Genomic DNA, 25,749 nt, shown 5'->3' on the forward strand with positions numbered 1-25,749 from the left:
GCCGAGAACTCGCTTTATGAGAAGCAGACGAGACAACCGGCGAGCGCCGGGTGTCACGCACTGTAGAGGTCCGCGAGTGGATCGGCCTAGCACGGTCCGGCAACGACCGGATGAAACTTGCCGATGGCGGTGGATCGCGCCGCGCGAGATCATCGAGCGGCGGTGCGAAGTACCTGGTCAACCTGGTTGAGGAAGGCCTTCCGGTGGTTGGCCTGGGGCACCTGGAGGAGGAGCCCGAGCAGCGTGTCGTCCAACGACGGTGGTGCGGCGGCGACGATCGCCGCGGCGGTCTCCAGGAAGCGCTGCCGCTTGGCCTCGTGCACGGCGTGCTCCGCGAGAACGCCCTCGATGCTCGTGTGCATGGCTGGGTGCGGGTAACTCACTTGGGTTGTATCGGCCGACACCCGCAACACCTTTAGGGTCAATTTCCACCACTTCGCCGCCACCCGTCCGGGTGGTTGCGGGCCTGTGGGAATCCGTCCGGGCGATCGTGCTGGGATGGGCGCCATGCGCGTTCTGGTCACCGGGAGCCGCGGCTACCTCGGTCGTCGCGTGGTCGAACACCTCGTCGCCGCAGGTCACGAGGTGGTGCCGTTCGCCGGGGACGTCCGCACCGCCGAGGTCCCTCCGTGCGACGGGATCGTGCACCTGGCCGCACTCGTGCGGATCAGGGAATCGTTCGACAACCCGCTCGACTATTACGACGTGAACGTCAACGGCACCCTCCGCCTGCTGCGCGCGGGCGCGCCGAGGTTCGTCCTGGCATCCACGACGGGCGTGTACGGCACCCCGATCGGCCCGGTGCTGACCGAGGACCACCCGCGCGTGCCCACGAACCCCTACGCCGCCACGAAAGCCGCCGCCGAGGACGCCGTCCGGTGGTCCGCCCGCGCCGGCACCGTCCTGCGGCTGTTCAACCTCGCGGGCGGCGGCGACCGCGACGACACGCGGTTGATCACCCGGGCGTGCGGGGCGGCGTCGGGCCGGCTGCCGGCGCTGGAGGTCTACGGGGACGGCACGGCGGTGCGCGACTTCGTCCACGTCCGCGACGCGGCCCGCGCGTTCGTCCTGGCCCTGGAGACCGCCGAGCCGGGCCGCTGCGAGGCCTACAACGTCGGCGCCACCCCGGCGAGCGTGGCCGAGGTGATCGACACGGCCGAACGCGTCACCGGCCGGCCGGTCCCGGTCGTCCGGCGCCCCGCCCACCCCGGCGAGACCCGCGAGCTGCGCGCCGACACCACCAAACTGCGCTCCCTCGGCTGGGCACCCCGCGAGTCGTCGCTGGAGGAGATCGTCGCCGACCAGTGGGCGAGCGAGCGCTAGCGCCGCTTGGGCACGCGCACCCGGTCGAGGTCGGCGGCCACCACCAGCTCGCCGTCGTAGACCTCCGCCGCCTCCGCCCGGAACAGCTCGGGGTCGGTGTAGCGCTGCGAGAAGTGCGTCAGCACCAGCTTGCGCACCCCGCACTCGGCGGCCACCCGCGCCGCCTGCCGCGCGGTGAGGTGGCCGTACTCGACCGCGAGCCGCTCGTCCGCGTGGAGGAACGTCGACTCGATCACCAGCAGGTCCGCCCGGTCCGCGAGTTCGTAGACGCCGTCGCACAGCCGCGTGTCCATGACGAACGCGAACCGCTGCCCCGGCCGCGGCACGCTGACCTCGTCCAGCAGCGGCGGGGTCAGCTCGCGCACCGCCGGGCCGCTGATGCCGCGGGCGGCCAGCAGCTCGGGCACCATCCGCCGGCCGTCCGGCTCGACCAGCCGGTACCCGTAGGTCTCGATCACGTGGTCCAGCCGCCGGGCCTCCAGCACGCCGAACGGCCCCTCGGCGACCACTCCCGGGCCGTCCACCGGCACCTCGCGGAGGTCGAGGGTGTCGTAGAACGAGCTCGCGTGCCGAAGCCGCCCGAAGTACTCCTCGCCGGACGCCGGGTAGTAGGCGTGGACGGGGTGCGGCGCGCGGTCCAGGGACAGGCGCTGCACCACGCCGGGCACGCCGAGGCAGTGGTCGCCGTGGAAGTGGGTGACGCACAGCCGGGTGACGTCGCGCGATGCCACGCCGGCGAGCAGCATCTGGCGCTGGGAGCCCTCGCCGGGGTCGAACAGGAAGCCCTCGTCGTCCCACCGCAGCAGGTAGCCGTTGTGGGCGCGGGTGCGGGTGGGTACCTGGCTCGCGGTGCCGAGCACGACCAGCTCACGGGGTGACACGTGGCAGAGTTTGCGGCATGGAGAGTCTGCACGTGGTGTCCCGGTGGCCGGTCGAGACCGCGGCGGCGGCCGTCGTCGACGCCTCCGGGCGGGTCCTCGGCGCGACCGGCCCGACCGACCACCGCTTCCCCCTGGCCTCGGTGACCAAGCTGCTCACGGCGTACGCCGTGCTGGTGGCCGTGGAGGAGGGCGCGGTGGAGTGGGACCAGCCGGCCGGGCCGGAGGGGTCGACGCTGCGGCACCTGATCACGCACACGTCCGGGCTGGCGTTCGACTCCGACGCGGTGCAGGCCGCGCCGGGGACCAAGCGGATCTACTCGAACACCGGGTTCGAGCTGCTGGCGGACACCGTGGCGGCGGCCACGGAGATCCCGTTCGCGGGCTACCTCGCCGAAGCCGTGTTCGCCCCGCTGGGCATGGCGTCGTCCACTTTGGACTCCTCCCCCGCCGCCGGCGCCACGTCCACCGTGGACGACCTGGTCCGGTTCGCCGCCGAGGTGCAGGCGCCGAAGCTGGTGTCCGCCGGGCTGGTCGCCGAGGCCGTGTCGGTGGTGTTCCCGGGGCTGCGCGGCGTGCTGCCCGGGTACGGGATGCAGAAGGACAACGCCTGGGGCCTGGGTTTCGAGATCCGGTCGGACAAGTCGCCGCACTGGACGGGGACGACCAGCTCGCCGCGCACGGCCGGGCACTTCGGGCAGAGCGGCACGTTCCTGTGGATCGACCCGGACGCGGGCGCGGCGTGCGTGGCGCTGACGGACCGGCGGTTCGGCGAGTGGGCGGTCCAGGCGTGGACGCCGTTCACCGACGGGGTGCTGGCGGAACTTCGAGGCTGATCACGGCCTGACCGCGCACGTCGCCCCGGCGCACGTCCTCGATGGCCTGGGGGGCCTGGTCGAGGGTGTAGGTCCGGCCGACGACCGGGGTGACCTTGCCGTCCTCGACGAGGTCCTTGAGGGTGAGCAGGTCGTCGTGCCGGTCCTGGTGCACGAGGACCTTGGTCTTGTGCTTGCGGAACGGCGTGGTGAGTGCGGCGCGCAGCCACTTGTCGGTGCCCATCAGCCACCGGCCGCCCCTGCCGCCGACCAGGACCAGCGTGCCGCCGTCGACCAGCACCCGGGCGCAGTCCCGCAGGGAGGGGTTGCCGAAGACGTCGAGCAGGGCGTCGTACCGCGCGCCGCCGCCGAACTCGCCCTTCGTGTGGTCGAGGACCCGGTCGGCCCCGAGCCCGCGCACGAGGTCGGCCTTGGCGGGGCCGCAGATGGCGGTCACCTCCTTGCCCATCGCCTTGGCGATCTGCACCGCGTAGGTGCCGACGCCACCGGACGCGCCGGAGATCAACACGCGCCGCCCGGGCGCGTTCCGGAGTGCCTGCAACGCGGTGAACGCGGCGATCGGGCCGGCGGCGGCTTGGACGTGGGTCAGGTTGGCGGGTTGGGGTGCGAGCTGGTTCTCGGGCACCGCGGCGTACTCGGCGAACGTGCCGCTGTGCCAACCGAACACGTCGTCACCGGGCTGGAACGACGTGACACCGGGGCCGACCGCAGTGACCGTCCCCGCGAGTTCGAGGCCCCACACCCGGTTGCGCGGTCTTCGCAGCCCCAACACCGGCCGCGCCACGTACGGCCAGCCGCGCACGAGGTGCCAGTCGGTCCCGGTCACCGGCACGGCCGCGACCCGCACCAGCACCTCGCCGTCACCCGGTTCGGGCCGCTCGACCTCGTGGATCGCCAGGACGTCCGCGGCGGGGCCGTAGCGTTGGTGCACCAGGGCTTTCATCACTCGTCCTCCGGGTACTGGAACACGTCGGTCAGCGGCACGCCGAACACGCGCGCGATCTGGAACGCCATCTCCAGCGTGGGCGAGTACTTGCCCTGCTCGATGGCGATGATGGTCTGGCGGGTGACGTCGACGGCCTTCGCCAGCTCTGCCTGCGTCATCTCGCCGTGCGCGAACCGCAGGGCGCGGATCGAGTTGGTGACTTTCGTCGGCTTGCCCACGGCCCTCAGAACCCCCGCCGGTAGGCGACGAGCTTGACCGCGCTGCCGACCACGGCGGCGAGCACGAAGGTCGCGTACATGGCGTTGGCGATCCAGAAGTGCCGCGCCTCGGCCAACACGAGCCCGAACGGCCCGACCATCGCCACCCCGAGCACAACCCCGCCGACGTACTCCCCGACCCGGTTGATCTCCCGATCCCGCACGTCCCGCTTCTGGTCACCCCGGGCCACGATCTCGACCACGATCCGGCCGACTATCGAGACGACTATGGCCACGCCGACTGCCCAGAGCAGGGCACTCCGGTAGTCGACGGCGGCGAGGTCGCCGGTGCTGCGGCGCAGCAGGGTGATCGCGTAGACGACCCAGGTGCCGAGGCTGACGACGAGGTAGACCCAGGTTCCGCGTTCTTCGTACGACACACCGTCCCCCTTGGTGGTGTAAAGCAAACTTGACATGGGCTAGTGTCAAGCAACCTCGACACCATGTCAAGCATCTTTGACACCACCGGAGGTCGTGCATTGGGCAGCGACACACCCGCGGTCAGGACCTCATCCGTTCTGCTGTGGTTGGCGGTGGTCGCCATCGCGGCTGCAGCGGGGACCTGGCTCAGCGCACGAGCGCTCGCCGTTGTCGCCTCTTTCCACCAGAACACGGCACACCAGTGCGACGGCACACTCCCACCACCGCCGAGTTCCTTCACCTACGCGTGGGCGGGCTTGGCCGCATCGGCGTTGGCCTGCCTGGCGCTGTTCCCGGCCGCTCGGGCGATGTGGCGGCGCCGGCCCGGCCCGGTCGCGATCGGGCTCACCACCGTCCTCGCACTGGGAGCCTGCGTGCTGCTCCTGTCGGCGGGGTGGACGGTTCTGGACGTTCACCTCGACGCACGGCCGGTCACGCGCGTCTGTGGAGGGTGACGCCCGAGCCCCACGACGAATCAGGCCCGTTCCGGCAATCGGAACGGGCCTGATTCGAACTTCTCTTGCGCGCTCGGCAGGATTCGAACCTGCAACCTTCTGATCCGTAGTCAGATGCTCTATCCGTTGAGCTACGAGCGCATCATTCTTCAGTTGTCACCCGACCGGGTCGGGTGTTGCGGAGGCTCCGGGATTTGAACCCGGGATGGGGGTGAACCCAAACCGCATTAGCAGTGCGGCGCCATAGACCAGACTAGGCGAAGCCTCCCGGAGCCCTGCGGTACGACGCATAGGTTACACATGCCGGTGCCCTGGTAGCAAAACGCCCCCCTCCTTAGGTCGTCTGCGCAGGTCAGACCGTGCGAGGGGGGCGTTCAGCGGGGGTTCAGGAGGTGTACTTGTGGCGTACGTCTCCCCCTAGATCATCGGGTGGCCAGTGCGAGGAACGGGGTGAGGGCGTCCGGGTTGCGGAGGGCGTCTCGGCTGACGGCCTTCTCCGGTGGGGTGCCCGCCAGGATCTTCTTGACCGGGACCTCGCACTTCTTGCCGTTCAACGTCCTCGGGATCTCGTCCACCGCGATGAACCTGTTCGGCACGTGCCTCGGGGACAGGTTGGTGCGCAGTTCGGACTTCAGCAGCGGCTCGACCGATTCCAGGGTGGTGCCGGGGGCCAGGACCAGGAAGCACAGGAGTTCGCCGTCCGTTTGGCCGGCACCGGAGGTGTCGATGACCAAGGAATCGACCACGCCCTCCAGGCCCTCGACGACTCGGTAGAACTCGCTGGTGCCCATGCGGACGCCGCCGCGGTTCAGCGTGGAGTCGCTGCGGCCGTAGATGACGGCCGAGCCGCGGGGCGTGATGCGGATCCAGTCGCCGTGCCGCCACACGCCCGGGTAGGTGTCGAAGTACGCCTCGCGCAGCCGGGAGCCGTCCTCGTCGCCCCAGAAGAACACCGGCATGGACGGCATGGGCTCGGTGATCACCAGCTCACCCACCTGGTCGACCACCGGGGTGCCCTGCTCGTCGTACGCCTGCACGGCCGCGCCCAGGGCGCGGCAGGACAGCTCGCCCAGCCACACCGGCAGGTCCGGGGCGGCGGCGACGAAGGCGGTGCACAGGTCGGTGCCGCCGGACACCGAGGCGATCTGGAGGTCCCGGCCGACCGCGTCGGCGATCCAGCGGAAGCCCTCGGGGGTCAGGGGCGCGCCGGTCGAGCCGACCACGCGCAGGCCCGTCAGGTCGAACCTGGTGGCGGGCTTCAGGTCCTCCTTGAGGCACGACTGGATGTACGGGGCGGACGTGCCGAAGTAGGTCACGCGGTGCTGTTCGGCCAGGTGCCACAGGACGCTCAGGTCCGGGTGCGCGGGGCTGCCGTCGAACAGCACGATCGTGGTGCCCACCAGCAGGCCGGACACCAGGAAGTTCCACATCATCCAGCCGGTGGTGGTGAACCAGAAGAACCGGTCGCCGGGCCCCAGGTCGCTGTGCAGCGCCAGCATCTTCAGGTGCTCCAGCACGATCCCGCCGTGCCCCTGGACGATGCCCTTGGGCAGGCCGGTCGTGCCGGACGAGTACAGGACCCACAGCGGGTGGTCGAACGGGACCGGTTCGAAGGCGAGGGCGGCGTCCGCGTGGTCGCGCAGCAGCGAGTCCCACGACACCGTGCCGGGCAGGGTGCCGCCCAGGTAGTCGATCAGCACGGTGGCGCGCAGGGACGGGATCTCCGCCCGCAGCTTCTCCACCGTCGGCCGCACGTCGAAACCGCGCCCGTTGTACCGGTACCCGTCGACGGCGACCAGCACGGTCGGCTCGATCTGGGTGAACCGGTCGGCGATGGCGCGCGCGCCGAAGTCCGGCGAGCACGACGACCACACCGCGCCCAGCGACGCCGCCGCCAGGAACGCGATCAGGGCCTCCGGCGAGTTCGGCACCAGCGCGACCACCCGGTCGCCCTTGGTCACGCCCAGCTCCACGAGCCCGGCGCGCACGGCCGCCACCCGGCGGCGCAGCTCGCGGTAGGTCAGCTGGGACGCCAGCCCGTCCTCGCGGTGGAAGATCACGGCGAGGTCGTCGGTGTCGTGCCGCAACGCGTGCTCGGCGTAGTTCAGGGTCGCGCCGGGGAACCACTCCGCGCCGGGCATGGTCCGGGCGCCCAATACGGCCGTGGGCGCGCTGTGGAACGCCACCTCGAAGAACTCGGCGATCGCGCCCCAGAACCCGTCCAGGTCGGTCACGGACCACTCGTACAACGCGGGGTAGTCGGCGAAGGACAGGCCCTTCTCGGCGGCGAGCCAGGTGCGGAACGCGGCCATGCGGCTGTCGGCGACCCGGTCGGGGTCGGGACGCCACAGCAGCTCTGCCTCGCCGGCGGCGGTGCCGGCACGCATGTCGGTCATACCTGAAGTTCCTAGCTCATCGGAGCCCTTGGAACCACAGTCGTCAACCACACACCGGTTCAGTTGCGGCCGGCGCCTGCCACCAGGTGTTCGACCGCCGTCGCGAGCCGCTGGGCGTCCACCGGGGCGACCACGAGCCACGTGCCGTCGCGCCGGACCAGGTACCGGCCGTCGGCGGTGTCCAGCCACGACACGGTGTCGCCGGTCGGGTGCAGGTAGCCGTTGCGGTTGCGGGCGATGACGCCGACCTGGCCGCCGCCGCGCCGGGTGGTGACCGCGCGCATCAGCGTGTTGGCCTCGGGTTCGCGCAGGCCGGCGCGGCGCAGCACGTCCAGGAAGCCCTCGGTGCCGTCCTGCTCGCCGGCGCGCCCGGCCTCCAGGTAGTCGTCCCACCGGACGTTGACCGAGCGGCCCGTGCCGGGCGGGGCGGGAGGCAGGGTGCCGACGGTGGTGGCGGCCAGCGCGGTCGGCCGGAAGCCGGTCACCTGGACGTGCTCGCCGACCCGGCCCGCGAACGCGCCGTGCCACGCGGCGGTGGCCAGGCCGCGGGCCTGGTCACCGCCGCGGGTGAACACGACCTCCAGGCCGACCTCGAACTCGGCGAGGCCGCGCAGGACCCCGTACAGCTCCTCGTCGGGCCGCTGCACGGTGCCCAGGCCGCGCGCGAACAGGTCGCGGGACGTGGTCTCCACCAGCCGCGCCCGTTCCTGCTGGGTGTGCCCGTAGTGCGGGGTGCCCAGCGGGACCGGGTGCTGCTCGCGGTGGACCGCTTGCCACAGCAGGAAGAACTCCAGCGTGCTGAGCCGGAAGACCCTGTCGGTCACAGGCCGATCACCGGGGGTGCGGCCTTGCGGTCGACGCCGAACACGTTGTCCTCTTCCTCCAGGTACCCGGGCCGGTTGCGCTCGTTCGACCCGGGCGCGCCGCCGGCGACGGGCGGCGGGGCGGCCATCGGGGCCGCGCCGATCATGCCCGACTGCGGGGTGACGGCCTTGGACGAGGAGAACTGGCTGGTCACGCTGCCCGGGTGGCCGGTGGGCCGCTCCGCGCCGACGACGCCGGGGCTCGCCGCCGGGCTGCCCAGCGGTCCACCGCCGCCACCGCCGCCGGCGCCGGCCGGACCGCCCATGACGGGCATCGGCAGCCGGCCGGGCGCGTAGCCGCCGCGCCCGCCGACACCACCGCGGCCCTGCTGCGGGGCGGTGTGCTCGCGGCCGGGCTGGGGCTGCGGCTGACCCGCGACGACCGGGCCGCCACCGCCACCGGAGGTGTCCGGCGGCGTGCTCGGACCGCTCGGCGGCGTCACCACCGGCGGAGGCGTCGAGGCGACCGGGTTGGGCGGCGGCACGAACGACGGCACGGTCCGGTCCACCAGGTAGGAGTTCTGCTGGAACATCGCCATGACCTCGGCGGCCTGGCGGTGCGAGGCGTCGGCGGTGAGGACCGCGTCGACCGCGGGCGCGCCGACCCGGTCGATGCCGGTGAACGGGCTGGTCGGCGTGGTGGTGGTCGGGAGGGGCTCGACGGGCTCGCGCAGGCTGTCCACGGGCAGGCGGTCCTCGTACACCGAGTCCACCAGCGGGCGGCGGGCCGAGACCAGCGGCGAGCGCACGGGCGTCGGGGCCACCGGGGTGACCGGCGTGCCGGTGGTGGGCGGGACGGCCGGGTCGGGCAGCGGGGCCGGGGGTACCGGCGCGGGCATCAGCTCGCGCGCGGTCTGCACGTGCTGGATCTCGTCGCCGATGCACTTGGCGACGTTCTCGGCGTGGTCGCTGGTGTTGAGCGCCCACTTCTCCACCGACTCCAGCGCCTCCCGGGCGCGGTCGGCCGACTCGCCGGACCACGCCTGCTGGGACTGGGCGATGGCGCGGGCGAGCAGCTCGTGCACGTAGGTGAGCTGCTTGCCCACGGCGGCCCAGTCGGCCTGCGCGGAACCGGCGGCCTTCAGGTCGACGCCCTCGTGGATCATCTTGTAGAGGGCTTCGTGCGAGTAGGTCATCCAGTCGACCTTCTGGCCGAGGTCGCTGGGCTTGTCGTTGCCGTAGTGGTTCCCGTTGCCGCCCTGGTTGCCGTTGGCCTGGTTGTTGCCGCTGTTGCCGGGCTTGTTGTCGCTCACGGACCCTTGACCTCCCCCGCCGCCTTGCCGAAGGCGTCGGCGGCCTCGTCGTCCGCGTCCTCCAGGTTGCGGGCGGCGTCCCGGATGGTCTTCTCGACCTCGAACAGCACGTCCAGGAAGTCGCCGATGACGGAGACGGCCGACGTCTCGTCGCCCACGGCCACTTCGCGCAGCCGGCGGCTGATCGCCTCGCCGACCCAGTTGTTGCCGAACTTGAGCTCCACGTCGAGGCTGTCGACGGCGGTGCGGTGCACGCTGTCGACCAGGTCGCGGGCCTGGGTGATCAGCTTGACCAAGTCCTGCACGGCCTGCTTGTCCAGGTCGAGCTTGACCTCGCCCTTGTCGACCGCGTCCAGCGCCGTGGTGGCCTTCTGGAGGTCGGTCTGGGCGGCGGTGGCGAAGGTCGGGGAGGCGGCGGCGAGCGTCTCGGGCTTGATCACCTGCGTGGCGGACTGGTCGGTCGGCGCGGGTGCGGTCGCCGCCGCGGGCGTGGCCTCGGGTGCGGGTGTCGGCGCGGCCGGCGCGGTCCCGGTGGCGAAGGTGGGCGCGTCAGCGGGTGGCGGTGCGGCCGGTTGTGCCCCGGTCGCGAAGGTCGGCGCGTCCGCGGGTGCCGGTGGGGTCGGCGGCACGGTGGTGGCGAAGGTCGGCGCGTCGGACAGGTTCGGCGCGCTCAGCGTCGTGGTCACGCCGTCGGAGGGTGCCGCGAAGGGACCCGCCGCCGTCTGCGGCAGGTCGGCGGCCGTGATCACCTGCGTCGTGGACGTGTCCGGCACCGGGTACGGCGCGCTCACCGGTGGTGCGGGATGTGTCAGTGGAACGGTGTTCCCGTCGCTCATCAGTTACCCCCTGCACTGCGCACTTCGCCGAAGACGCGCCGCGCGTTACCCAGCCACCGCGCCCGCACCGGCGTTGGCGGACGCACTCCTTAGATGTACCGGGAAGCACGTCCGGTTCCAAGCCGCTGTAAAGACTCTTATAAGGAAGCGTCAGCGCAGGTGGGAGTCGAACCAGTTGAGCGCCCGCTGCCAGGCCTCGGCGCTGGCGGACGGGGTGGTGTCGAACCGGTGGCTGGTGTGCTCGAAGCGGACCACGTCGGTCGCCACCGGAGCCGACGCGGCGGCGTCCCGGAGCTTCTCCACGTCCGAGAACGGGATCTCCGCGTCGTCGTCCCCGTACAGCCCGAGCCACGGGCACGCCAACTCCTCCGCGACCTCCACCAGGGAGGGCAGCCCCTCGGACAGCGGTTCGAGGATGCCGCCGCCACCGACGGTGACCGCGGCGCCGATGCTTCGGCTTCCCGCAACCACCATCGCGACCGATCCGCCCAGGTCGAAGCCCATGACGCCGAGCCGGTCGCTGCTCACGCCCTGCTGTCCGAGCCACACGAACGCCACGTCCGTGTCGGCCAGCACCGACTCGCCGGACAGCCTGCCCGCCCGCTCGTCCGCGTCCGCCGGCTCGTCCTCGGCGCCGTGGTAGAGGTGCGGGGCGACCGCGAGCCACCCCTCGCCGGCGAGGCTGCTCACCAGTCCCCGGACGGTGTCGGTCACGCCGCGCGCCTCGTGCAGCACGACGATGCCGCCGCGGACGGCGTTCTCCGGCTCGGCGACGGTCAGCCGCAGCGTGCGGCCGTCGGTGAGCGAGAGCGTCTCGGTGCGGGTAGGTGTCATGGCGCAACCCTTCCACGTCGGGGTGAACGTCAGTCAACGTGAGCAACCAGACGGCTGGTATGCCCCATCCGGGTCTTGAGCGGCTAACGTCCTGGTCAGAACCGGAAGGAGCACTTGGATGACCGTGCGAACCCGCGCAGACCTCTCCGCGCTACCCAGTTACGTGCCCGGCAAAACCATCCCCGGCGCGATCAAGCTGGCCAGCAACGAGGTGTCGGCCGGACCGCTGCCCAGCGTGGTGCGGGCGATCGCGGACGCGGCCACCGCCGTGAACCGCTACCCCGACAACGCCGCCACCGACCTCGTGGCTCGGCTGGGCGACAAGCTCGGTGTGGCGCCGGAGCGGGTGGCCGTGGGCTGCGGTTCCGTGACGCTGTGCCAGCAGGTGGTGCAGGCCACCTGCACGGAGGTCGACGAGGTGGTGTTCCCGTGGCGCTCCTTCGAGGCGTACCCGATCATCACCCAGGTCGTCGGCGCGCAGCAGGTGCGCGTGCCGCTGACCGCCGGGCACGGGCTCGACCTGGACGCGATGGCCGCCGCGATCACGCCGAAGACCCGGCTGGTGTTCGTGTGCAACCCCAACAACCCGACCGGCACGGCGCTGCGCACCGAGCAGATCGAGGCGTTCATCGAGCGGGTGCCGCGTGACGCGCTGGTCGTGATCGACGAGGCCTACCGGGAGTTCGTGGACGACGACGCCGTCCCGGACGGGGTGGAGCTGGCCAAGCGGCAGTGGGCGGCGGGTCGGGACAACGTGGCCGTGCTGCGCACGTTCTCCAAGGCCTACGGCCTGGCCGGGCTGCGCGTGGGTTACGCCGTGGCCTCGCCGGAGGTGGCCGAGACGCTGCGCAAGGTCTACGTGCCGTTCAGCGTGAACGCGCTGGCGCAGGTGGCCGCGATCGCGTCGCTGGACGCCGAGGACGAGCTGATGGCGCGGTGCCGGGCGATCGTCGGCGAGCGGGCGCGGGTGCGGTCGGAGCTGCTGGCGGCCGGGTTCGAGGTGCCGAAGTCGCAGGCGAACTTCGTGTGGCTGCCGCTGGGCGAGCGCACCGCCGCGTTCAACGAGCACTGCTTGGCGCACAAGGTGGTCGTGCGCGCGTTCGTCGGTGAAGGCGCCCGGGTGACGATCGGCGAGCCGGAGGAGAACGACGCCTTCCTGGCCGCCGCGAAGTCGTTCTAGTCCTTCACCAGCAGCTGGACGATGGCCGCCACTCCCACCAGCACGATGACCGCCCGCAGCGCGGTCGGTGGGAGTCGGCGGCCGACCTTCGCGCCGATCTGGCCGCCGATCACCGAGCCGACCGCGAGCAACGCCACGGCGGGCCAGGCCACGTCGGCGATGAAGATGAACAGGATGCCCGCGACCAGGTTCACGAAGGCGGTCAGCACGTTCTTGAGGGCGTTCATGCGCTGGAGGTGCTCGTCCATGAGCACGCCCATCAGCCCCATCACCAGAACGCCTTGCGCCGCACCGAAGTAGCCGCCGTAGATGCCCGCGAGGAACACGCCGACCCACAGCGACAGACCGCCGTGCTCGTGCCGTTCGCGTTCGGCGAGCTTGCGGTTGAGCCAGGGTTGCAGCACCACGAGGACGAGCGCGACGGCGATCAGGACGGGCACGATCGCCGAGAACGCCTTGGCCGGCAGCACGACCAGCAGCACCGCGCCCACGATCCCGCCGAGGATCGAGGCGGGCAGCAGCCGCTTGACCCGGCCGGCCTGCCCGGACAGCTCCCGGCGGTAGCCCCACGCGCCGCTGAGCGACCCCGGCACGAGCCCGAGGCTGTTGGACACGTTCGCGGTGACCGGCGGGTACCCGACGGCCAGCAGCACGGGGAAGGTCACCAACGTGCCCGACCCGACCACGGTGTTGATCCCGCCCGCGAACACCCCGGCGAGGACGACGAAGACCGCCTCCAGCGTCGTCACGTCCACCCCCACTCGACCAGTTGTTTAGCGACGCTAACACTCCGGGCGGCGCAACGCGGTGTGGCCCGCACGACAGAGGGGGCGCGGCCCGTGCGGACCACGCCCCCTCTTCGTCGCTCGGGTCAGGCCGTGCGGCGCCTGCCCGTCACGACGGCGACGAAGCCCAGTGCGAGCACCAGCAGGCCCAGCAGCCCGAGGGTGATCACGCTCGCCCCGGTGTCGGCCAACTGGTTCACCTGCGCGTGCCCACCGCTGCCCAACGCGGCGTCGGGCGAGCCACCGGGCCCGACGACCGCGTTCGGGTCACCCGGCACGGTCGGCGGCCACGGGTCGGCCACCTCGGGACCCGCGTCGACGTACACGTTCTGCGGGTAGGTGTTGCCCGAGACGACCTGGAACAGCGGCAACTGCCGGTTGACCCGCACCTTCCACGGCCCGACCACGACCGGCGTGTACCAGCCCACCGCCAGGTCCGGGAACGTGAACGCGCCCGAGTCGTCGGCGATCGCCTGCGCGACCGGCTCGTCGGTGAAGAAGTCGAGCAGCACCACCTTCACGCCGGGCACCGGCTGGTAGGGGTGGTTGCCGGTCAGCACCTGCCCCGTCGTGGTCCACACCTCGCCGGTCACCGTGGCGATGTCGTGCCCGGACGGGAGGCCGTCGCCCCAGACCGGGCCGAACTCGCAGCCCAGCCCGACCACGCCCGACTTCGCGGCGTAGGCCGGGATGGCGGTGAGGACGTGGAACTCGCTGGTCGCGCCGGAGGGCACGACCACGCCCGGGCCGTTGAACGCGAACGGTCCCCACTCGGGGCCGTCGGTCGGGATGTAGAGCTCGCCGGCGCAGAACATCTTCACCAGCACGTCGGGCCCGGTGTTGGTGAACTTGAGCTTGACGTCGAGCTTCTCGTCCTTGCGGTAGCTGTCCTTGGAGAACTCCAGGGACGCGGTGAGCGTCTTGGACAGCGGACGGACGAGGCCGATCTCGACGGTGGTGGGCTTGCCGCCCTCGACCACGATCTGGTTGTAGAAGTCGAACGGCGTGGCCCAGTCGGTGCCGTGGGTCGAGACGCGGACCTCGTGCCTGCCCGCCGTCACACCGGTGAACCGGTAGCGCCCGGAGCCGTCCGTCTTGCCGCTCAGCGAGCGGTTCGGCACGCCGCCGTAGAGGGAGACCCCCATGCCGGGCAGCGCTTCGCCCTGGTCGAACGCGCCGTTGCCGTTCGCGTCGCCGTAGACGACGACCTCGGCGTCCCCGGTCTGGAAGGTCACCTTGGCGGTGAGGTCGATGCCGGGGTCGGGCTCGCCCGGCCAGCCGTGGGCGAGGATGCCCTTCAGCCGCACGGTGTCGCCCTGGAGGTACGGGCTGATCGTGCCGGTGACGGTGAGCTCGACGAACTCGCCCGGCCACAGCTCGACGCCGAGGTTCCGGTCGCCCTGCAGCGGCGCGAACTGCTTGCGCTCGTACTCCAGGCCGGTGCCCGTGCCGTAGTCCTCGTACCAGAACACGCGAGTGCTGCCCAAGGTGCCGTTGTTGGCGACCTTGATCCGTGCGGTCCACACGTCGCGGATGTCGTACACGGCCTTGTCGAACGACGCCGTGATCTCCAGCTTGGGCGACCACCGCGGCTCCTCGACGTTCGGCCCCGCCTTCACGCGGAACGCCGGTCGCGCCACGCCGCCCTTGGGGACGTCCACGACGAACTCGGTGCCGTTCTCGGGCTGGTACTCGCCCAGCACCAGGAACTTCGTCGGGCCGGCGAGGACCCGGTCCATCCGCCAGCGGCCGTCCGCGTCGGTGTAGGCGCGGTTGACCGACAGCCCGCTGCGCTGGTCGAGCGCCAGGACCGCCACGCCTGGGAGCGGACGCTCGGTGTCGCCCTCGTCGAGCACCAGCGTGCCCTCGACGGTGCCGTAGCGGCCGTTGACGTCGGCGAAGTCGGACGCGCCCCGGTAACCCTGGTTGTTGCGGCCGTTGTTGCCGAAGTCGCAGGTGACGGCGACCCGGCCCTCGTCGTACGCGGCCTGCGGGACGACGTCGGTGACGGTCAGCGTCTTGGTCTCGCCGGCGGCGAGCGTGAGGCCGGGGCCGTCCGGGTTCAGGGGCGCCCAGGACGGGTCCGTGCCGGGCAGGCCGGGCACGTTGCTGAACGTGCCGCACACCGCGACCACACCGCTGAGCGGCTGGGTGCCCTCGTTCTTGACGGTGATCTTGACCGTGACCGGGTCGCCGGCGTTCACGTACGGGTCGTCGAGGAACTCGACCGTGGGCACGATGACCTGTGCGACCGGTTCGACCAGCGGCACCAGGACGGTCCGCGTCTGGCCCGCGACGACGTCGAACTCGGCGAAGCCGGGTGCGGGCACGCGCGTTTCGGGGTAGTTGGTGCGGATCCGGTAGTGGCCGGTGGTCGCGTTCGCGAACCGGAGCGTGCCGTCGCCCGCCGACGTGCCGCTCAGCCGCTTGGAGTCGGTCTCGCCGTAGGCGAAGATCGCGACACCGCTCCGGCGCTCGCCCTCGTCGGCCTGGCGGTTGCCGTTGTCGTCGTTGAAGACCACGACGTCGACCGTGCCGCGCTCACGCAGGACACGCGCGGTGGCCTGCCCGTAGTTGTCGTTCGGGTTCGCGTCGAGGGTGGGGTATTCCTGCGGCCCCTGCCACGCCCGGACCTGCAACGAGATGTCGTTCGTGCCGGGGTCGTAGGACTGCCGCAACACCAGGTCGTAGGTGCGCTGCTGACCCGGGGCGAGTTCCGGGCCGGGAACCCGGTGCAGGTCCAGCGCGCCGGACTTCACGTCCAGCGCGCGGGCGCTCTCCCGGAGTCGGACGTCGGTCGCGGTGGCCGTGCCGACGTTCTCGACGACGACGCGGGCCTTGATGTCGGCGTCGACCTCGTACTCGGTGCGGTCGAACGTGACGCCGACCCGGAGGTCCGGGAGCGCCGGCGCGGCCTGTTCCTGCAGGTCGAAGACTTCGGCCTGCTTCTCGGCCGGGGTCTGCGGAGCCTGGTCGTCGGCCGGCTCGGTCTGTTCAGGACCGGTCTGCTCAGTCCGGGTCGGCGCACTGGGCTCCGTGGTGGTGCTCGGCGTTTCCGACGGCGTGGCGGACGGCGTTTCCGACGGGGTTTCCGAGGGCGTTTCGGAAGGGGTCGGCGTTTCGGTCGGCGTCACGGTCTCCGTCGTGGACGGGGTCGTGGGCTCGGTGTCCTGCGCCCACGCGGTGGTGCCGCCGAGGGCGACGGCGAGCGCCAGTGCGCCCGCCGTCGCCGCTCTGAGGATCTTCGTGCGCGCACGCGGGCGCGCGCCAGTGCCATGACTGGACAAGGGTCTTTCCCCCCGGTAGAGATTCCTGCCCACTGCGGGTGGCCGACGTCCCCCGAGCCGCCGCCGAGCGGGTGCGCATTTCTTGCCGGGCGGAACCTACTTCACGGAACGGGATCGGGAAAAGGGTTTCCGGATCACAGTTCGCGCAGCGTGAAGGCGTCGGACGTGGTGCCGGCCAGGAGCGCGCCGATGTTCCCGTCGACGGCGTAGCTGCCGTGGGGTGAATGGGTGATCGTGGTCGGTTCGTCGTCGCCCCACGGGGCCGTGCGGCGGGTGGTGCGGGCGGTCTGCCAGTTGTCGTGCGAGCGCAGGACCGTGACGGCGTTGGTGCCCGGCGCGCCGAGGGCGTTGGTGACCACGGCGAGGGTGCCGTCCGGGCGCAGGTCCAGGCCGTCGGCGCCGGCCAGGTTCTGGTCGGTGGTGATCTCGGTGAAGGCGGACGGGTTGTCGACGGGGATCTTGAAGAGGGTGCCGGTGTCGTAGCGGCCGGCGATCAGGAAGCCCGCCGGGTGCCAGACGATGCCGTTGAGGCCGATCGAGGCGCTGGCGAAGCGCGGGTCGCGGTGCAGGACGGTGGCGCGGCCGTGCGGGTCGACGCGGTAGATCGCGTCGGAGGACGGGTCGGTGACGTAGGCGTTGCCGCGCCGGTCCACGGCCACGTCGTTGGCGCTGTGCCCGCCCTCGCCGATCGCCAGGTCGACGAAGTGCAGGAGACGACCGGTGACCAGGTCGTAGACGGCCAGGCCGGACGACTTGCCCGTGGTGTCCGGGGTGGACCGGGCGCTCAGGCCGATGTCGCCGAAGGTGACGTAGAGCTTCGTGCCGACGGCGTGGATGCCGAAGGTGGACACCATCCGCGGGTCGCGCACCAGGGTGCGGGTGGTGCCGTCCGGGCGGACGACCTCGACGGTGCCGTGGCGCAGCGAGCTGACCAGGAAGGCCCGGCGGACCGGGTCCCAGGTGATCCCTTCCGGGTGGAGTTGGGCCGAGTGCCCGCTGACGACGTGCGGGCTCGGACTGGCCTGTGCCGGTGCGGCGACCAGGAGGAGGGCCGCGACCAGGGCGATCAGGAAACGCATGTTGCTCCGTCCTCGTAGGTAAGTACGAGCACGAAGTTATATCAGAGCTCTGATAGCCGTCAACGGGTTACTACGATGGCGGGCATGGGCATGCCGTTCGAGGAGCGCCTGGGCGGCGACATCAAGCTCGCGGAACACGCGTTGATGCAGGCCAAGCAGCAGGCCGTCCGCCCCGCCGGGCTGACCGTGGCGCAGTACGCGACCCTGCTGGTGCTCAGCGAGAACCCCGGCGTGTCCGCGGCCGAGCTGGCCCGGAAGTGCCGCGTCACCCCGCAGACGATGACGACGATCCTGCGCAACCTGGAGGCCGGCGGCCTGATCGCCCGCGTGCCGCACGAGGTGCACCGGAACGTGCTGGAGACCCGGTTGACCGAGGCCGGGCGCAGCGCGTTCGAGACCGCCGACGCGCGGGCCTCGGCGGTGGAGCGGCGGTTGGCCGACGAGTTCAGCGACGAGGAGCGCGCGACCCTGCGCGCGCTCCTCGGCCGTGCGGCCCGGGTGTTGGGCGAGGACTGACGCCGAGCGTCAGCCCGGGTCGGTGGCGTCGGCCGGGGTTGTCGGCGGCGACGTCAGCCCAGGTCGTTGGTGTCGAAGGTGCCGCAGCGGGCCGGGTCGCCGGACTCGTAGCCCTGGTTGTACCACTTCTGGCGCTGGGCCGACGTGCCGTGCGTGAACTGGGTCGTGTCCACCCGGCCGCCGCCCAGTTCGCGCTGGATGTAGTCGTCGCCGATGCGGGCCGCCGCGTCCAGGGCCGCCGCGACGTCCTCCTGCGTGACGCCGGTGATCAACGGCTTGCCGGAGGCGGTGGGGACGGTCGTGGCGTGGTTGGCCCACGCGCCGGCGTAGCAGTCGGCCTGCAGTTCGAGGCGGACCGAGTCGGACTTCGGGCCGCTGCCGCCGCTCACCCGGTCGGAGGTGCCCAGCAGGTTCTGGACGTGGTGGCCGTACTCGTGGGCCAGCACGTAGGCCTCGACGAACGGGCCACCGGTCGCGCCGAACTTCTCCTGCAACTCCTTGAAGAAGTTCAGGTCGATGTACACCTGACCGTCGGCCGGGCAGTAGAACGGGCCGACCGCGGAGGTCGCGTTGCCGCACCTGGTCTGGACGCCGCCGGAGAAGAAGTTCGTCTGCGCCTGCTGGTAGGTCTTGCCCGAGCGCGCGAACTGGTCGGTCCAGTAGCCCTGGATCGAGTTGATGAACGCGACCGCGCGGCAGTCGGCCTCGCGGTTGGCGTCCGCGCCCGTCTTGCACTTGGCCTTGATGGCGTCGGAGCCGACCTGCTGGTCGCGGCCGACGTCGGAGAACCCCGAGCCGGTGGGCAGCTCCACGCCGCCGCCGAGCTGGGAGAGCACGAAGTAGATGATCAGGCCCACGATCCCGAGCCCGCCGCCACCCAGGGCGACGCGTCCACCGACGCCCCGCTGGTCGCTGACCTGTGACGTGTCGAGCTCGGCGTCCTCGTTGAACTGCACGCTGTCCTCCAACCGCGCACCCTGGGGCGGGATCACGATAGCCGCCCTCGGGTACCCGCGAAGGGTGGCGGGGACACCGTGTCGGTGAACGGACGCGGACGCGCCCGGGTGCGGAGCCCGACGTCGCCGGCACCGCACCCGGGTTTCTTCCCTATGTGAAGTGACGTCTTCCGCGGCCGTCTACGAGGTGGCGTGGACTCCGGCCGGTGCCGACGTGCGAGACGGCACCAGGATTCGCACCGGGGTCAACAGCGTCTTACGCGTGATCACGCCGGAAGCGCCGCGCGCTCGAAACCTCGTGGGAACCGCTCACGATCGCGACCGGGACGATCTGCACCATCCCACCCGCGGGGTTGCGGCCGAACGCGGATCGTCACAGCGAGGACTTCTCTGCACCGCACCACCTACCCCTTCCGGGCGTGCCGCCGAAGGCTCTCGCTGGTCTGTCACCTCGCGGCAGGTCCACGTCAAGGATGCGCTTGATCGGCCCGTTATTCAACCGTTCCGCAGCGCCCTGAACTGGTGAAACGATCCTCATCCGTCTCAGTGGGACGGTCGTCGCGCGCTGTGAGCGGACGTGGCCCCGCCCGCTCACAGCGCGTGCCCTCACGCCACGGTCGTGATGCGCCCGAGTGCCGGGGCGGTGACGCCCGGGTGCGAACCCAGGTACGCGGTGAACGCGTCCAGGTCGATGCCGCCACCGGTGATGTCCGTGCCGCCGGTGAAGGTGGAGAACCCGTCACCGCCGCCCTGGAGGAACGAGTTGATGGTGACCCGGTAGCTCGCGGCCGGGTCCAGCGGAACCCCGTTCAGGACGACGTTCGACACCTTCGAGCCCAGCGGCGCGCTCGCCGACCACGTGTAGGTCAGGCCCGACGACGGCTGGAGGATGATCTGCCGCGTCGCGCCGTTGACGACCTGCCACTGCTGCTCCAGCGCGGCCTTGATCTGCGCGCCGGTCAGGGTGACGGTCTGGAGGATGTTGCCGAACGGCTGGACGGTGAACGCCTCGCCGTAGGTGACCACACCGGGGCCCTCGCCGGCGGGCGAGGTGGCGTAGGTCAGGTCGGCCCGGACGCCACCGGGGTTCATCAGCGCCAGCACCGCGCCGTTGCCCTGGGTCGCCGCCAGCTGCGAGTCGGCGATCAGGTAGCCCAGCGGCATCTCGCCCGCGGCGTTCTGCGCGCGCACGATGTCCGCGCCGATCGTGCCGACCGGCTTGTTCGCGATCGGGCCGGACTTGGCCTTGGCCAGGTCGATGATGCCCTGGACCTCCGGGTCCGCCGCCACGTCGCGGGTGACGACGTGGTTGCGCGCCTTGGTCTCGGAGCGAATGACGTCGCGGCTGCGCTTGTCGATCTTCAGGTCCACCACGGACAGCTCGCGGCCGAACGCCAGGCCCTCGATGAACGGGCGCGGGTTGCCCGCCGGGTCGGTGACCGTGCAGTTGTAGTGCTGGTGGCTGTGCCCGGAGAAGACCGCGTCGATCTTCGGCGAGACGCTCTCGGCGATGATCTGGCCCGGGCCCTTGGTGGTGCCCAGCCGGCAGTCGTCGGGGCCGCCGCCCTGGGTGTTGTCGCCCTGGTGGATCAGCAGGACGATCGTCTTGACGCCCAGCCAGTCGAGCAGCTTCGCGTACCGGTCGGCGGCGGCGATCTCGTCGCCGAAGTTCAGCTCCTTGATCCCGTTCGGGTCGACCAGGATCGGGACGTCCTTGAGCGGCATGCCGATGAAGCCGATCGGGACGCCGTCGCGGAACTCCACCCAGAACGGCGGCAGCGCGGGCATCCCGTTCTTGGCCAGGGTGACGTTCGCGCCCAGGATCGGGAAGTTCGCGCCGTCGTAGGTCTCGCGGAACTGGCAGCCGTCCACCGGGTGGCAGCCGCCGCGCTGCACGCGCTGGAGCTCCTTGTAGCCCTCGTCGAACTCGTGGTTGCCGGCGGCGGTGGCGTGCATGCCGACGGAGTTGAGGACCTCGATCGTCGGCTCGTCGTGGAACAGCGCGGACACGATCGGCGAAGCGCCGATCAGGTCGCCCTGGCCGACGATCACCGAGTTGCGCACCTGCGCCTGGAGGTTCTTGATGTGCGTGGCGTTGTACGCGGCGCCACCCGCGGTGACCTGGGTCCCGTCGGACAGCGTGACCCGCCCGGACGAGCCGGACGGCGGCTCGATGTTGCCGTGCAGGTCGTTGATGCCGATCAGGCGGACGTCCACCGTGCGCGAGGCCTTGTCGTCGGCCTGGGCGGGAGCCTGCGCGAGGGTGACGGCCAGCCCGGACACGGCGGCGAGCGCGAGCGCGGCCGTGGTCCGTCTGAACGAGGTCATGTGGGGGTTCCTCCCTGACGGCGCCCCGGTAGGAGGGCGCACCAAGGTCAGGGAGTTTGCCTTCCGAACCTGACGCGCACCAGACATGTGCGTGGATCGTCCGTTAACGGAGTTGCGCGGGCATAGCCTGGTGGGGTGACTGAGCAGCAGCCGCGGTGGCTCGACGACGGTGAGATGCGCGCGTGGCGGAACTACGTGGTCGGTGCGTCCATGCTGTCGGACCGCCTGCACCGCGAACTCCAGGACCGGCACGGGGTGTCGCTGGCCGACTACGAAGTGCTCGTGCGCCTGTCCGAACAGCGTGGCCTGCGGATGCGGATGTCCCAGCTAGCGGACGAGGTGGCCTCCTCGAAGAGCCGCGTCTCCCACCAGGTCGCCCGGATGGAGCGGGAGGGCTTGCTCGTGCGGCGCGAGTGCCCCGAGGACGGCCGCGGGGTGTTCGCGGAGCTGACCGACAAGGGCATGCGCACCCTGGAGGGCTCGGCGCCGACGCACGTCGAGGGTGTCCGGGAACACATGATCGACCTGCTGTCGCGGGAGGAGCAGGAGGTGCTGGCGAAGGTGTTCGACCGGGTCATCACGCACCTGCGCGGCCTGGACGGGTAACCTCTGGGCCCGCGGCAGTTTCGGGAAGCGTGGCAGAGCGGCCGAATGCACCCGCCTTGAAAGCGGGAGACGGGCAACCGTCCGGGGGTTCAAATCCCTCCGCTTCCGCAGGTTCTACCAGCACAAACAGGGACGGCGCACCACCACGGTGCGCCGCCCCTGTCCGCGTCAGTCTCATTTCTTAGTCTCATTCGCTCCCCACAGGAACGTGTTGAGGAGCTGCCCGACCTCCTCCCGCATCGAGCCGAGGACGTGCATGTACCTCTCCGCCATGTTCAGGTTCGACCAGCCGAGGACGTCCATCACGACCCGAGCGTCCACCCCCAGCAGCAGTAGGACTGTGGCGGCGGTGTGGCGGGCGTCGTGCAGGCGCGCGTCCCGGACCCCAGCATCGGCCAGCAGCGCCTTCCACTCGTCGTGGTCCGCCCGAGGATCGAGAGGCTTGCCGTTGGGCTGCGTGAACATCCAGTCCCCCCCGTACCACTGATCCCCTGCGGCCTCCCGCTCCTTGGCCTGTGTCTCTTCGTGCTGGATGAGGAGGTCGAAGAGTTGGTCGGGCAGACGGAGGGGTCTCCGCCCCTTCTTCGACTTCACGTCCACCTCTTCCACGCCGCCGATACGTTGGGGGCAATACCGGGCGTGCTTCAGGCAACCCTTGGGACATGGCGGCGGGCACTTCTTGTGCCTCTTACATCCGCCAGGGCACGGCTTGACCTTGTGGTGCTGCGCCGCGCACGCGGCCGGATCTTCACAACCGTGTTCGTAGGTACGGCGTTGACGTTGCTTCGCCACCCTCAGAACCTTGGTCTTCTTGTTCAGCCGAGACCAACGGAACCCGATGGACTCACCTTTTCGCGTCCCCATCGCAAGCGCGAGAACGAACCGGACTCCGTTCCACCTTTTCAGCGCACCCGGCTTGTCGAAGCGACGCTCCGCGCCCACGAAGTCGAAGCTGTCAGCGTAGCGGAACCGACTCCATATGCACATGAGCTGATCAACCGCGCTGGGATCGCCGACTAGCTATAGTCAGCAAAAACAGTGTCGCGGCGGTCGACGCTTACTTGCATCAGAATGGGCTGTACGAAAAGGTGGACTTCGTAGCAGCGCGCTCAACCTCATCGCCATCGAATCTCAAATCGAGCCGTTTTCTGCTAGACCAGGCAGTATTGGAACTTGGCGTCGATAGCAGAAACTGCACAATTATAGGCGACACCGCGACCGACATCGTTGCCAGAAAAATCGCCGGCTGCAAAACTATAGGTTACGTAAACCGGGCAACCCAAGCGGCATCTCCTTAAGGATGCCGACGTGCGGATCACGTCGATGGCGCCAATTGTTAATGAGGTGAACTCGCACATCAGGGAGTAGACACCACGTCGAAATCGTGAGGTTCTGAAAGCTCAGCACGACTACCGCGCCGCAGCAGCGTTCCACGAATTGTGACAATCGAGCCTTCGGCATGTGCCGCGCTAGCTTCCCGATATTGGTTCTCGTCCAACTCGATCCAGACGCGGTGCACCCTTTCGTTAATATCACCGTCCACTACGCCCAGGATGCTTACCTCCCCCGGCCCCAACCGGCCTTCACGATGCAGGCGAACGACATTACCGATTATCCGAACGTTCTCTTCAGGTTCGGTCTCACGGAGCATCTGTGCGGCCATCGTCAGCATTCGACTGTGATCACCCGTGAAGGACAGTGGACCGCGATCGTCAAATGGGAACATTGAAGCCCACGTAAACCCAAGGGTAAAGGGATTACCATTTTCGCCGCTGAATCCAGTCAACGACTCGCACAAGTCTGCGGACACGCCCGATTCTACGGCTTCATGAAAATTTCTGACATCCCCCTGGCTATCAAGGGCGACCTCTGCAGCGTGCAGTGCAGCGGCCGATGCCTGATAAAGGCGGGTTGAGACTACCCGCTGAAACGGGATGTTGCTGCCTTCCAGAGCAGGATGCTCCAGTTCAAGATGAATGGGGCCGGCGTCCACTTGCAGCGGGATTTGGATCGAAAGGACATAACTCCCTGGCAGGGTAAGACCCAGGCGTACATCACGAAGGAAGTCGAGTGCCCGAGAGGGCTTCCTGCGCGGCTGAATAGCCATCGAGCGCCCACTCGCGGCCAACACTGCCCCGGAAAGCACCCATTGCTTTGCGCTTTCGAAAGCCTTAGCCCCGTCGATCAGAGGTGTAGTTCCAGGAGCCGTGGACGGGTTGGTCCTAATGTATTGCACATCTGACGATGGCGCGTTGATCTGCGCAAGGATCTCGAGTTCCGGCCTACCCTCGACCTCCGAGAGGGTGCGTAGTGCGTCGCGCATAAAGCCGACATATCCACGCATCTCATTCGAGCTAGGAACCAATAGTTGAGCCGACCCTAGGTGCTCATTCAAGATCCACAGATTGAAGTTACTGGACGACGACGGAGCCCAACCTCTACCGAGAAGGTATGTCCGCAGGTCGGAGGGACTGACCGATCTTAGGACCTCTGGATCGGTGACGTGCACCTCTATCACGCCGCCTCCGCCCCGAAGTCTCGACCCAATAGTTCCAGCAGTGAGTCTACAGTAACTAGGTTAGCCAACGGCACAGGCACTGTCTTCGTACTATGATTCACAGTCTCCATTGGCGCATCCATTAGAGACTGCCAATAGATAGCGTGATGGAATGAGTAGTGCTGACCACAGCGCTGCACATAGTCGCCAGCAACATCCGGGACAGTTACCAAAAACAACAGTCTTGGCACCGGGAAGTCCACTCCCGGAACGCCAACGAGATCGTTGTAGTTTTTGACTCTAAGCGGGTACATAAGGTCGCCATCATTGACGACAGGCGAGCGCCACGACTTCACCTGCGCCTCAATGCACGGATAACCACGCCCGAGAAGGCGGCCCGGGTATCCAATATTAATATCCACGCCGTCAACATCAAGTACTCGCTTTGATGTATTAAGCCCTGCGGCGTGTGCAAGCGCCTGGACAAGCCCTTCGCCATAATGGCCCTGCCACACGTCCTCCTGAAGCACCAACGGCACTCACTCCCCGCAGGTCAAGCAACGGCTGCAGACCCCATCTGCACACGAGTCCTGTGCTACGGCGATCGCACCAGAAGACGGTTGCGTTAACAAGGAGTAGCTGCCGTACTTCCCTCTATGAGATCAAGGCGCGCCGCTTGCGGCGGCGCGCGGGCGGGCGCGGCGCACGTTGGCACCGACTCCCCGCATCGCGGCGCGCCGGGCTCCCGCTTCGCTCCGCCTGTCGGCCGCGCGCGGAGTTGGTGCACGTGGTCGGGACAGCGGCGCGCTCGCTGGCAGGTACGCAGAACCAATGACTTCCGGCCGCTCAAGGCCGTGACGATCGCGTGTTGGGTCACCACGGCTTGCTGGGCACAGCGATCGACGCCCGCCGACGCTTCGCGCCAGCGGCCAACGCACAGGCGGGTGATATTCAAGGCGGCAGGGTTCCCACGGCGGCATACTGCGGCGATGGACGGCCGCACGTGGACAGCCGCAGAGCTGCGTTCGGAGCTGGACCGGTACGAGGCCGAGGCGATGGCGTCGCGGCTGAAGTCGACCACGAAGTTGACCTACATCGTCCACGCCAGGAGGTTCCTCGACTGGCTGGACGGTGGCTACAAGTTCCCGGAGCCACCAAAGACAGCGGATGAGCAGGTGTAGCAACCGGTGTAGCAACGAGGCTGGACGGCCGTGAACG

General features: G+C 69.8%; 26 protein-coding genes and 3 tRNA genes. 9 read left to right on the forward strand and 20 right to left on the reverse strand.

What is annotated here, in order from left to right; translation table 11 throughout:
* Positions 1-149: 149 nt before the first annotated feature.
* Positions 150-362: a hypothetical protein gene (locus DFJ66_RS22760; RefSeq protein WP_147459336.1), complete on the reverse strand. Its 213-nt coding sequence runs from the start codon at positions 360-362 to the stop codon at positions 150-152.
* Positions 363-507: 145 nt separating this feature from the next.
* Between DFJ66_RS22760 and DFJ66_RS22765 the strand changes: the two genes are divergently transcribed.
* A complete protein-coding gene (locus tag DFJ66_RS22765; RefSeq protein WP_121231585.1) occupies positions 508-1,323 on the forward strand; it encodes an NAD-dependent epimerase/dehydratase family protein in 816 nt (271 codons plus the stop codon).
* Here the strand turns inward: DFJ66_RS22765 and DFJ66_RS22770 are convergent.
* Positions 1,320-2,204 carry a ribonuclease Z gene (locus DFJ66_RS22770; RefSeq protein ID WP_121223673.1) on the reverse strand — a complete coding sequence of 295 codons (885 nt, stop codon included), beginning with the start codon at positions 2,202-2,204 and terminating at the stop codon, positions 1,320-1,322. The two genes, DFJ66_RS22765 and DFJ66_RS22770, sit on opposite strands and share 4 nt — an antisense overlap.
* A 17-nt stretch (positions 2,205-2,221) precedes the next feature.
* Here DFJ66_RS22770 and DFJ66_RS22775 point away from each other — a divergent pair, with 17 nt between their 5' ends.
* Positions 2,222-3,037 (forward strand): serine hydrolase domain-containing protein, encoded by an 816-nt coding sequence (locus DFJ66_RS22775; protein ID WP_121223674.1) that lies wholly within the window; start codon positions 2,222-2,224, stop codon positions 3,035-3,037.
* Here DFJ66_RS22775 and DFJ66_RS22780 read toward each other — a convergent pair.
* Genes DFJ66_RS22780 through DFJ66_RS22790 form a run of 3 tightly spaced genes read right to left on the reverse strand, consistent with a single transcriptional unit; the run spans position 3,003 to position 4,620 of the window.
* Positions 3,003-3,980 carry an NAD(P)-dependent alcohol dehydrogenase gene (locus DFJ66_RS22780; protein ID WP_121223675.1) on the reverse strand — a complete coding sequence of 326 codons (978 nt, stop codon included), beginning with the start codon at positions 3,978-3,980 and terminating at the stop codon, positions 3,003-3,005. The genes DFJ66_RS22775 and DFJ66_RS22780 overlap by 35 nt on opposite strands.
* The gene (locus DFJ66_RS22785) at positions 3,980-4,201 is read right to left on the reverse strand and encodes a helix-turn-helix transcriptional regulator (protein ID WP_121223676.1); all 222 of its coding nucleotides are present in this window, start codon (positions 4,199-4,201) and stop codon (positions 3,980-3,982) included. Before DFJ66_RS22785 ends, DFJ66_RS22780 begins: the two co-directional genes overlap by 1 nt.
* Before the next feature lie 5 nt (positions 4,202-4,206).
* A complete protein-coding gene (locus DFJ66_RS22790) occupies positions 4,207-4,620 on the reverse strand; it encodes a hypothetical protein (RefSeq protein WP_121231587.1) in 414 nt (137 codons plus the stop codon).
* Between the two features lie 63 nt (positions 4,621-4,683).
* On the opposite strand from DFJ66_RS22790, the gene DFJ66_RS22795 reads away from it, so the two are divergent.
* On the forward strand, positions 4,684-5,115 hold the full coding sequence (locus DFJ66_RS22795; protein WP_147459337.1) for a hypothetical protein: 432 nt from the start codon (positions 4,684-4,686) through the stop codon (positions 5,113-5,115).
* Between the two features lie 68 nt (positions 5,116-5,183).
* On the opposite strand, the gene DFJ66_RS22800 is transcribed toward DFJ66_RS22795, so the two are convergent.
* The 7 genes from DFJ66_RS22800 to DFJ66_RS22830 all read right to left on the reverse strand — a co-directional run bounded on the left by DFJ66_RS22800 (position 5,184) and on the right by DFJ66_RS22830 (position 11,297).
* Positions 5,184-5,256, reverse strand: a tRNA-Arg gene (locus DFJ66_RS22800).
* Positions 5,257-5,294: 38 nt separating this feature from the next.
* A tRNA-Ser gene (locus DFJ66_RS22805) sits at positions 5,295-5,383 on the reverse strand.
* Between the two features lie 154 nt (positions 5,384-5,537).
* On the reverse strand, positions 5,538-7,511 hold the full coding sequence (locus tag DFJ66_RS22810) for an acetoacetate--CoA ligase (protein WP_121223678.1): 1,974 nt from the start codon (positions 7,509-7,511) through the stop codon (positions 5,538-5,540).
* Between the two features lie 59 nt (positions 7,512-7,570).
* Entirely contained in the window at positions 7,571-8,335 is a 765-nt protein-coding gene (locus DFJ66_RS22815) for an ESX secretion-associated protein EspG (protein ID WP_121223679.1), read from the reverse strand.
* A complete protein-coding gene (locus DFJ66_RS22820) occupies positions 8,332-9,627 on the reverse strand; it encodes a PPE domain-containing protein (protein ID WP_121223680.1) in 1,296 nt (431 codons plus the stop codon). Before DFJ66_RS22820 ends, DFJ66_RS22815 begins: the two co-directional genes overlap by 4 nt.
* Positions 9,624-10,463, reverse strand: coding sequence for a hypothetical protein (locus DFJ66_RS22825; protein ID WP_147459338.1), 840 nt, complete (start codon positions 10,461-10,463; stop codon positions 9,624-9,626). Before DFJ66_RS22825 ends, DFJ66_RS22820 begins: the two co-directional genes overlap by 4 nt.
* A gap of 150 nt (positions 10,464-10,613) precedes the next feature.
* Positions 10,614-11,297 (reverse strand): dienelactone hydrolase family protein, encoded by a 684-nt coding sequence (locus DFJ66_RS22830; RefSeq protein ID WP_121223682.1) that lies wholly within the window; start codon positions 11,295-11,297, stop codon positions 10,614-10,616.
* A 118-nt stretch (positions 11,298-11,415) separates the two neighbouring features.
* Between DFJ66_RS22830 and hisC the strand changes: the two genes are divergently transcribed.
* Positions 11,416-12,477, forward strand: a complete 1,062-nt coding sequence (hisC, locus tag DFJ66_RS22835; protein WP_121223683.1) for a histidinol-phosphate transaminase — start codon at positions 11,416-11,418, stop codon at positions 12,475-12,477.
* Here the strand turns inward: hisC and DFJ66_RS22840 are convergent.
* The 3 genes from DFJ66_RS22840 to DFJ66_RS22850 all read right to left on the reverse strand — a co-directional run bounded on the left by DFJ66_RS22840 (position 12,474) and on the right by DFJ66_RS22850 (position 17,628).
* Positions 12,474-13,226, reverse strand: coding sequence for a sulfite exporter TauE/SafE family protein (locus DFJ66_RS22840; RefSeq protein ID WP_121231589.1), 753 nt, complete (start codon positions 13,224-13,226; stop codon positions 12,474-12,476). The genes hisC and DFJ66_RS22840 overlap by 4 nt on opposite strands.
* 122 nt (positions 13,227-13,348) lie before the next feature.
* Positions 13,349-16,549 (reverse strand): carboxypeptidase regulatory-like domain-containing protein, encoded by a 3,201-nt coding sequence (locus DFJ66_RS22845; RefSeq protein WP_121223684.1) that lies wholly within the window; start codon positions 16,547-16,549, stop codon positions 13,349-13,351.
* Positions 16,550-16,683: 134 nt separating this feature from the next.
* Entirely contained in the window at positions 16,684-17,628 is a 945-nt protein-coding gene (locus DFJ66_RS22850) for an SMP-30/gluconolactonase/LRE family protein (RefSeq protein WP_121223685.1), read from the reverse strand.
* Between the two features lie 84 nt (positions 17,629-17,712).
* Between DFJ66_RS22850 and DFJ66_RS22855 the strand changes: the two genes are divergently transcribed.
* On the forward strand, positions 17,713-18,144 hold the full coding sequence (locus DFJ66_RS22855; protein ID WP_246029861.1) for a MarR family winged helix-turn-helix transcriptional regulator: 432 nt from the start codon (positions 17,713-17,715) through the stop codon (positions 18,142-18,144).
* 53 nt (positions 18,145-18,197) lie between these two features.
* Here the strand turns inward: DFJ66_RS22855 and ypfJ are convergent, their stop codons facing one another.
* Positions 18,198-19,100: a KPN_02809 family neutral zinc metallopeptidase gene (gene ypfJ, locus DFJ66_RS22860; RefSeq protein WP_121231593.1), complete on the reverse strand. Its 903-nt coding sequence runs from the start codon at positions 19,098-19,100 to the stop codon at positions 18,198-18,200.
* A 606-nt stretch (positions 19,101-19,706) separates the two neighbouring features.
* Positions 19,707-21,428, reverse strand: a complete 1,722-nt coding sequence (locus DFJ66_RS22865; RefSeq protein ID WP_121223686.1) for a bifunctional metallophosphatase/5'-nucleotidase — start codon at positions 21,426-21,428, stop codon at positions 19,707-19,709.
* Between the two features lie 135 nt (positions 21,429-21,563).
* On the opposite strand from DFJ66_RS22865, the gene DFJ66_RS22870 reads away from it, so the two are divergent.
* Both DFJ66_RS22870 and DFJ66_RS22875 read left to right on the forward strand, forming a co-directional pair.
* A complete protein-coding gene (locus DFJ66_RS22870) occupies positions 21,564-22,034 on the forward strand; it encodes a MarR family winged helix-turn-helix transcriptional regulator (protein WP_211351285.1) in 471 nt (156 codons plus the stop codon).
* Between the two features lie 23 nt (positions 22,035-22,057).
* Positions 22,058-22,142: transfer RNA gene (locus DFJ66_RS22875), tRNA-Ser, on the forward strand.
* A 66-nt stretch (positions 22,143-22,208) separates the two neighbouring features.
* Here DFJ66_RS22875 and DFJ66_RS44450 read toward each other — a convergent pair.
* A complete protein-coding gene (locus DFJ66_RS44450; RefSeq protein ID WP_246029862.1) occupies positions 22,209-22,643 on the reverse strand; it encodes a tyrosine-type recombinase/integrase in 435 nt (144 codons plus the stop codon).
* A 413-nt stretch (positions 22,644-23,056) separates the two neighbouring features.
* Between DFJ66_RS44450 and DFJ66_RS45480 the strand changes: the two genes are divergently transcribed.
* Positions 23,057-23,332, forward strand: coding sequence for an HAD family hydrolase (locus tag DFJ66_RS45480; RefSeq protein WP_121223688.1), 276 nt, complete (start codon positions 23,057-23,059; stop codon positions 23,330-23,332).
* A gap of 59 nt (positions 23,333-23,391) precedes the next feature.
* Here DFJ66_RS45480 and DFJ66_RS42220 read toward each other — a convergent pair whose 3' ends face one another.
* Together DFJ66_RS42220 and DFJ66_RS22895 are read right to left on the reverse strand one after the other, a co-directional pair.
* Entirely contained in the window at positions 23,392-24,378 is a 987-nt protein-coding gene (locus tag DFJ66_RS42220) for a hypothetical protein (protein WP_147459339.1), read from the reverse strand.
* Between the two features lie 170 nt (positions 24,379-24,548).
* Positions 24,549-25,061, reverse strand: a complete 513-nt coding sequence (locus DFJ66_RS22895) for a DUF4365 domain-containing protein (protein ID WP_170199589.1) — start codon at positions 25,059-25,061, stop codon at positions 24,549-24,551.
* Positions 25,062-25,520: 459 nt separating this feature from the next.
* On the opposite strand from DFJ66_RS22895, the gene DFJ66_RS22900 reads away from it, so the two are divergent.
* Positions 25,521-25,712: a hypothetical protein gene (locus tag DFJ66_RS22900; protein ID WP_121223691.1), complete on the forward strand. Its 192-nt coding sequence runs from the start codon at positions 25,521-25,523 to the stop codon at positions 25,710-25,712.
* The last annotated feature ends 37 nt before the right edge of the window (positions 25,713-25,749 follow it).

The sequence above is a fragment of the Saccharothrix variisporea genome (assembly GCF_003634995.1).
In the GTDB taxonomy this organism is placed as follows: domain Bacteria; phylum Actinomycetota; class Actinomycetes; order Mycobacteriales; family Pseudonocardiaceae; genus Actinosynnema; species Actinosynnema variisporeum.

Bases quoted from the DNA above. Each gene is read 5' to 3' on its own strand.
- DFJ66_RS22760 (WP_147459336.1), bottom strand. From the start codon at position 362: ATGCACACGAGCATCGAGGGCGTTCTCGCGGAGCACGCCGTGCACGAG.
- DFJ66_RS22765 (WP_121231585.1), top strand. From the start codon at position 508: ATGCGCGTTCTGGTCACCGGGAGCCGCGGCTACCTCGGTCGTCGCGTG.
- DFJ66_RS22775 (WP_121223674.1), top strand. From the start codon at position 2,222: ATGGAGAGTCTGCACGTGGTGTCCCGGTGGCCGGTCGAGACCGCGGCG.
- DFJ66_RS22780 (WP_121223675.1), bottom strand. From the start codon at position 3,980: ATGAAAGCCCTGGTGCACCAACGCTACGGCCCCGCCGCGGACGTCCTG.
- DFJ66_RS22795 (WP_147459337.1), top strand. From the start codon at position 4,684: ATGTCAAGCATCTTTGACACCACCGGAGGTCGTGCATTGGGCAGCGAC.
- DFJ66_RS22810 (WP_121223678.1), bottom strand. From the start codon at position 7,511: ATGACCGACATGCGTGCCGGCACCGCCGCCGGCGAGGCAGAGCTGCTG.
- DFJ66_RS22825 (WP_147459338.1), bottom strand. From the start codon at position 10,463: ATGAGCGACGGGAACACCGTTCCACTGACACATCCCGCACCACCGGTG.
- DFJ66_RS22830 (WP_121223682.1), bottom strand. From the start codon at position 11,297: ATGACACCTACCCGCACCGAGACGCTCTCGCTCACCGACGGCCGCACG.
- hisC (WP_121223683.1), top strand. From the start codon at position 11,416: ATGACCGTGCGAACCCGCGCAGACCTCTCCGCGCTACCCAGTTACGTG.
- DFJ66_RS22850 (WP_121223685.1), bottom strand. From the start codon at position 17,628: ATGCGTTTCCTGATCGCCCTGGTCGCGGCCCTCCTCCTGGTCGCCGCA.
- DFJ66_RS22855 (WP_246029861.1), top strand. From the start codon at position 17,713: ATGGGCATGCCGTTCGAGGAGCGCCTGGGCGGCGACATCAAGCTCGCG.
- DFJ66_RS22865 (WP_121223686.1), bottom strand. From the start codon at position 21,428: ATGACCTCGTTCAGACGGACCACGGCCGCGCTCGCGCTCGCCGCCGTG.
- DFJ66_RS42220 (WP_147459339.1), bottom strand. From the start codon at position 24,378: ATGCGTGGATATGTCGGCTTTATGCGCGACGCACTACGCACCCTCTCG.
- DFJ66_RS22900 (WP_121223691.1), top strand. From the start codon at position 25,521: ATGGACGGCCGCACGTGGACAGCCGCAGAGCTGCGTTCGGAGCTGGAC.